Annotated in this window: 6 protein-coding genes; 4 read left to right on the forward strand and 2 right to left on the reverse strand. The window is 71.8% G+C overall.

Annotated features, from left to right (window positions below; genetic code table 11):
- Positions 1 to 409 precede the first annotated feature (409 nt).
- Positions 410 to 1,150, reverse strand: a complete 741-nt coding sequence (locus IEY73_RS32340) for a 5-formyltetrahydrofolate cyclo-ligase (RefSeq protein ID WP_229716380.1) — start codon at positions 1,148 to 1,150, stop codon at positions 410 to 412.
- 16 nt (positions 1,151 to 1,166) lie between these two features.
- A complete protein-coding gene (locus IEY73_RS32345) occupies positions 1,167 to 2,369 on the reverse strand; it encodes a helix-turn-helix domain-containing protein (RefSeq protein ID WP_189083158.1) in 1,203 nt (400 codons plus the stop codon).
- 279 nt (positions 2,370 to 2,648) lie between these two features.
- Here IEY73_RS32345 and IEY73_RS32350 point away from each other — a divergent pair, with 279 nt between their 5' ends.
- From IEY73_RS32350 to IEY73_RS32365, 4 genes are all read left to right on the forward strand, one after another.
- Complete coding sequence (locus IEY73_RS32350) at positions 2,649 to 3,263, forward strand: GPP34 family phosphoprotein (protein WP_268240511.1); 615 nt, start codon at positions 2,649 to 2,651, stop codon at positions 3,261 to 3,263.
- Positions 3,264 to 3,407: 144 nt separating this feature from the next.
- Positions 3,408 to 5,018, forward strand: coding sequence for an APC family permease (locus tag IEY73_RS32355; RefSeq protein ID WP_189083160.1), 1,611 nt, complete (start codon positions 3,408 to 3,410; stop codon positions 5,016 to 5,018).
- On the forward strand, positions 5,015 to 5,632 hold the full coding sequence (locus tag IEY73_RS32360) for a GNAT family N-acetyltransferase (RefSeq protein WP_189083161.1): 618 nt from the start codon (positions 5,015 to 5,017) through the stop codon (positions 5,630 to 5,632). The genes IEY73_RS32355 and IEY73_RS32360 overlap by 4 nt, the downstream gene beginning before the upstream one ends.
- 107 nt (positions 5,633 to 5,739) lie before the next feature.
- Positions 5,740 to 5,864: SAM-dependent methyltransferase (locus IEY73_RS32365; protein ID WP_229716381.1), on the forward strand; the 125-nt coding region annotated here is incomplete at its 3' end.

Genomic DNA, 5,864 nt, shown 5'->3' on the forward strand with positions numbered 1-5,864 from the left:
GATCTCTGACGTCATTACTCACTGTGCCCATCCCGCCGGTTCTCAAGTCCGGCGAATCGGGCCAGAAACACCTTTTCGGGTACAGCCCCGCAAGCGTCGGTGGTGAGGTCGGTTACGCAGTGGCTGGCTGGCTAGTCTGATCCGATCAGCCGTAGGAACGGCCCGTACTGCGGTGCGGTTGCGCCAGGGATGAAGGCGGGTGCGGAGCCGGTGAAGCCCGCGCAGGGTCCGCACCATTCCAGTGTGGAACGCCTGCGATCCGGACGACACGGCGTCGTCCGTGCGGCTGGATGCCGCCAGCGTCTGAGGACACGGTCGACGCCGTGGGTCGTGCTCCGCGCTAGCGCGAGGGATTGCGGCCGCCGGCTCGTGCCGGCGGTGTGCGCCTGCGGGCGGGCTGCCATATTTCTCAGCGTCTCTTGCGGTGCGGCTGCCGCGCGCTGAGCGCGGGTATGGCGGTGATCAGGTCGGTGGTGAGGTGGTCGGTGAGGAGTCCGGTGGGGCGTGGGCGGCGGGGGCAGGTGAGGGTGTGGTCGGGGGTGACGATGAGGTCGATGGGGAAGTCGTGGGGGGTTTCGGGGATGGGGTCGTGGATGAGTTGCAGGGGGTGGATGGTGGTGGCGATGGTGGTGTGGTCGGTGATCAGGTGTGCTTCGGTGAGCAGGGCGATTTCGAGGTCGGTGTAGCCGGCTCCTTTGCCGAGGCGGGCGCCGGTGGGGGTGACGGCGACGCTGCCGCAGATGATCAGGTCGATGGGCTGCATCTGGTCGGTGGTGACGGTTGGGGCGTGGCGTCCGGCGGTTTGGTGCAGGGCTGCTTGTTCTGGTGGTTGGTGTAGTTGGGTGGGGTCGAGCAGGTAGAACGGGCGGGTGCCGGCGAGGCGGGGTACGGCCATGTAGACGGTTTTGCCGTGGGTGAGGGCGAGGGCGCGGGCGGCGAGTTGGGCACGGTCCGGGTTCGCCGCGATGGTGTGGGCGTGCTGCCAGGCGTCGGTGGCGGCGAGCCGGGCGGCGGCACGGTCGGCGCCGGTGAAGTCGGGGATGTATCCGGTCACGCCGTCCTCGACGACGTGGTGGCGTTCCAGGGTCTGCCAGATGCGGGATCGTAGTTGTTGTTTGGCCTGCTGGACAGGCAGGTTGCTGGGTGACACGATCCCCCCGAGGGGTTTAGGCGGTCATGAGGTCGTGCAGGCGGTCGTGGACGTGCTGCACGTCGGGGGTGGTGCGCCACGGGTTGAGTGTGCGCAGCGCGGTGAAGGCGGTGGTGAGCCCGCCACCGCCGCGGGTGGCCGCGATGATGTCGATGGCGTGGTGCAGGCTGGCGACGGCTCGGTCGGGCTGGCGCTGGTGGGCGTAGGCGATGGTGAGGTTCGCGGCGGCGATCGCGGTGGCTTTGGTGGTTCCTCCGCGGCGGGTGGCGACGTGGAGCAGGCGGGCGGCTTGCGTGGGGTGGCCGAGGCGCAGGTGGCAGGAGCCGGCCATCCGGTGGGTGTCTTCGGCGTTGACCAGCGAGGCGGCCGGGTCGCCGGGGCTGGTCGTGTCGATGAGCTGGCCGGCGGTGTGCAGGGAGGTTTCACAGTCGCGGGCCTGGCCCATGGTGGCGTGGGCTTCGGCGGCGTGCAGCAGGGCGAGGCCGGTGAAGGCGGTGCTGGTGGCGTGGCTGGTGGCGGCGGCCTGGCTGGCCAGGTGCAGTCCCATGACCGGGTTCTTCTGCCCGTACAGGGCGACCAGGCTCATGCGTAGCTGCGCGCGTGCGGTGCTCATGCTGTCGCCGCCGGCGTGGCCGGCGCGGACGGCCTGGTCGAAGTAGCCCAGGGCTGCCTTGTGATCGCGGCGCAGCGCCGCATCCCACACGAGTTGTCCCATCAGGACGGCGGATGCGGCCAATGTCTGCAGGAGCTGTTGCCGGACGGGTCCTGCGGGGGCGTGGCTGGTCAGGAAGGAGATCTCGGCGTGGCGCTGGCTGGCCGTACCGATCAGGCTGGCGGACGGGGTGCGGTGGTAGGCGCCGTCGAGGTGGTGGATCTGCTCGCCGAGGTGCGCTGCGGTGGCCAGATCGGCCCGGCCGGGATGCGCCAGCGCGTGTCGCAGCCGTTCGGCGCCGTCACCGGTGGCTGGCGGTGTTTGCCCGGCGGGCGGGTTGAGGAGTGCGGTGAACCGGTCGTGGGCCTCGGCCGGCGCGGCGGCCAGCACACGGTCGAGGATCTCCTGGGTTTCGGTCCGCAACCGGATCCGCGAGCCGCGTTTCTCCCAGTTCGCGACCGATGCGGTGGCCACGCCGAGGTGGGCGGCGAAGGCGCGGATGCTCATCCGGCGGGCTTCCCGCAACGCTTTCGCCTCGCGTCCGGTCCATTTCGCCACCGTTGTCACGCAACGTCTCCTCGACCGGGAACGGCCTTTTTCGTCACCGGATCCAGGGTAGCGGCCGCCGGTTGGTAGCCGTCAATACGAGACCGGAACAACACCGGAACGCGGCTGTGTTCCGTTGCGCCGGGCGCGCATTGCAGGATCTTGTCAACAAAACAAGCGGGATATCAAAGGCGATTCCATCGTAGATCCATAACCGCGGAGAAGATGTCCGGCCGGAATGGATAAGAACATTCACGTCCGGCGGGGCGTGCGGATCCGAATAGGGGTGGAGGTGGACGTGTGCTGGCGGATGAGGCTTTCTGGTTGACCCATCATGACTGGACCGGTGGGTTGCGCACGTCGGCGCGGGCGGCGGGGGTGATGGTCGCGGCGGCGTTGCTGGGTGAGCTGGCGACATCGGAGGCGGTGGGTGTCAGCGGCGGGATGGTGGTGGCGTGGGTGCCGGCGCCGGTGCTGGACGAGCTGGGTGGGCGGGTCGTCACGCAGATTGCGGGGGAGGGGCAGCGGCACCCGGCCGGCACGTGGCTGGAGGTGCTGTCAGCCGGCTGCTGTGAGCGGGTAGCGCAGCGGCTGGTCGCCTCCGGTGCTGCGGTGGCCCACCGGGCCGGGGTGCGGCGCCGGCTGGTGGTGACCGCCCGGCAGGGCGATACCGGCCCGGCGTGGGTGCATGCCGGTCTGGTGCACGCGGTGCGGGAAGGCTGGACGCTCACGGACACGCAGCGGTTCCTGCTCGCGTTGATCTGGAATTCCAGCATCACCGAGCATCCGTTGCAGGCGGTGGGCGAGGACCTGGTGGAGCACGCCTACGGGCAGGTGCAGCAGGTCGTCGGGGTGTGGCGGGAGCTGATCGAGGCGGCCACGACGGTGATCCGCACCGGCGCGGTAGCCCGCTGACCGTGCCGTAGCTGCGGCGTACCCGGGCCCGGCAGAGGGCCGGATGCCGTACGGGGAAGGGAGAGTTCCAGCGCCCTCCATCTTGAGTGTCCATTGTGGAGTATATGGGAGGTGTGTGTGATGGGGCGGGGGCGGATGCCGTCGGTGCGTGAGCAGATGCTGGCCGGGCGGATCGGCACGGCGGGCTTGTTCGCGTTGGGGATCGCGGCGGTGACGCCGTTGACGGTGGTCGCGGGGGCGGTGCCGTTGGGGTTCGGCCGGGTGGAACAGCTGGGCACCCCGGCCGGGTATGTGCTGGCCGCGCTGGTACTGGGGTTGTTCGCGGTCGGGGTGTCGGTGATGGCGGTGCACGTGCCGAACTCGGGGGCGTTCTACTCCTACGCGGCGGCGGGGCTGGGCCGCCCGGCGGGGGTCGCGGCGGCGGGGGTGGCGCTGCTGGCCTACAACGCGATCCAGATCGGCCTGTACGGGGCGTTCGGAGTGGCGGCCGCGGCGCTGTCCACGACGGTGGGCGGGCCGGGGTCCTGGGCCGGGTGGGCGCTGACCGGGTGGGCGGCGGTCACCGTGCTGGGGCAGCTGCGGGTGCGGATGAACGCCCGGCTGCTCGCCGCGCTGGTGGCTGCGGAGATCACGGTGGTGGTCGTCGCGGACGCGGTGATGCTGGCCCACCCGGCCGGGCAGGTGGTGCGGTTCACCGCGCTGAACCCGTGGCTGCTGGCCGATCAGCGGGGGGTGGCATCGCTGGTCGGGGCGATCACCGGGCTGGTCGGGTTCGAGATCCCGCTGGCGTTCGCGGTGCTGGCCCGCGACCCGCGCCGGCATCCGCGGCGGGCGATCACGCTGATCCTGGCCGTGGTCGGGGTGTTGTATGCGGGAACGGCGTGGGCGATGACGGTGGTCGTGGGCCCGCAGCACATCATCGCGACCGCGCGGGCGCATCTGACCGACCTGTTCTTCGTGCTGCCCGCCCCCTACCTGCCGCCCGCGGCGGTGCGGGTCGCGGCGGTGTTGTTCGTGACCAGCCTGTTCGCGGCGATGCTGGCGTTCCACTCCACGGTGGCCCGCTACACCCTCACCCTGGCCCGCGAAGGAGTACTGCCCGGCTGGCTGGCCCGCACCCGCGCCGACGAGGTTCCCGTCACCGCCGGCGCCGCCCAGTCCCTGCTGGCCGCCGCCGTCATCGCCGCGGCGATTGCTGGCGGGTGGGACCCGACGGTGGACCTGTTCTTCTACGGCACCGTCGGCGGCGGGCTGGGCGTGCTGATCCTGATCAGCCTCACCGCGGTCGCGGTGGCCCGGTTCCTGCACCACCGCCGGCTGGGCGGCTGGTGGCGGCGCCGGCTCGCCCCGGGGGCGGCGGCGTGGCTGCTGTGCGGGCTGACCACCGTCACCGTGCTGTTCTTCGACCAGCTACTGGGCACCCGCAGCCCGGCACGCACCTGGGCGTTCCCCGCCGGCTACCTGCTGGCCGCGGCCGCCGGGACCATCTGGGCCCGCTGGCTGCGCCGGCACCAGCCGCACGTATACGCGGTGATCGGCCACGGCGACCAGCACCACCAACCCCGCCCGCCCGGCCGGCACGCCCACCCGCCCAGCCGGCCCGGCACCGCGGCCGGGCGCGCCGCAGCCGTCGCGCGACACGGCCGTGACGGTACCGGCGCCGGCAGCACCCGGTCGGGCGGCCCGCCGGCGGACAGCCGGGTCCGCACATCGGATCACATCTTGCGGCACTCCGGAAAGGACGATTTCCTGTGACATCCACCCATGTGGCCAACCTGGTCATCCGCACCGCCGGCCCCGGCGACACCGCGGCCTGCGTTAGCGTGCTCACCGCTGCGTTCACCGACAACGGCGTCAGCCGGTGGGCCGAACCCGACCCGCACACCCGCCACACTCAGCTGCGGTTCTACTTCACCGCTCTGCTCGAACACGCCCACACCCACGGCACCATCCGGGTCGCGCACCCACCCACCGAACCGGTCACCGGCGTCGCCGTCTGGTACACCCACCCCCTGCCACCCGGCACCCCCGACGTGCACCACCTGCTCGACCCCCTCGACCTCCCCCTCTCGCCCGCCGCGCGGCGCCTGGCCCGCCTCGACGAGGCCCTAGCCGCCCGCCAACCGGCGGACCGGCCGCACCACTACCTGGCCTGGATCGGGGTCACCCCGGCACGGCAGAACCACGGCGTCGGCACCAGCCTCATCACCGGCCCACCCACCGGACCCGGCGAGCCGGGCCGCGGGGTGTTCCTGGAAGCCAACGACCCCCGCAACCACGACCTCTACCAGCGGCTCGGCTACACCGACCTCGGCCCCCCGGTCACCGTGGACGGCTGCCCCCCGGTCTGGCCCATGTGGCACCCCTAAACCTTCATTCCCTTCCCCATGCCGGGGCCGGCCTGCGCCGCCACCCGGGCCGGCCCCGGCCCCCAACCCTGCCGCCCACCACGATCAAGAGTGAGGATGGAGCAACCGTGCCCACCGGCGACCCGCCGCCCCCAGCGCAGTTGGACGTGTTCACCGCGCACCCGGCCCGCCGGTATGACTACTGGCTCGGCGGCAAAGACAACTTCGCCGCCGACCGCGCCAGCGGTGACGC

Source organism: Mangrovihabitans endophyticus (genome assembly GCF_014646155.1).
GTDB lineage: Bacteria > Actinomycetota > Actinomycetes > Mycobacteriales > Micromonosporaceae > Actinoplanes > Actinoplanes endophyticus.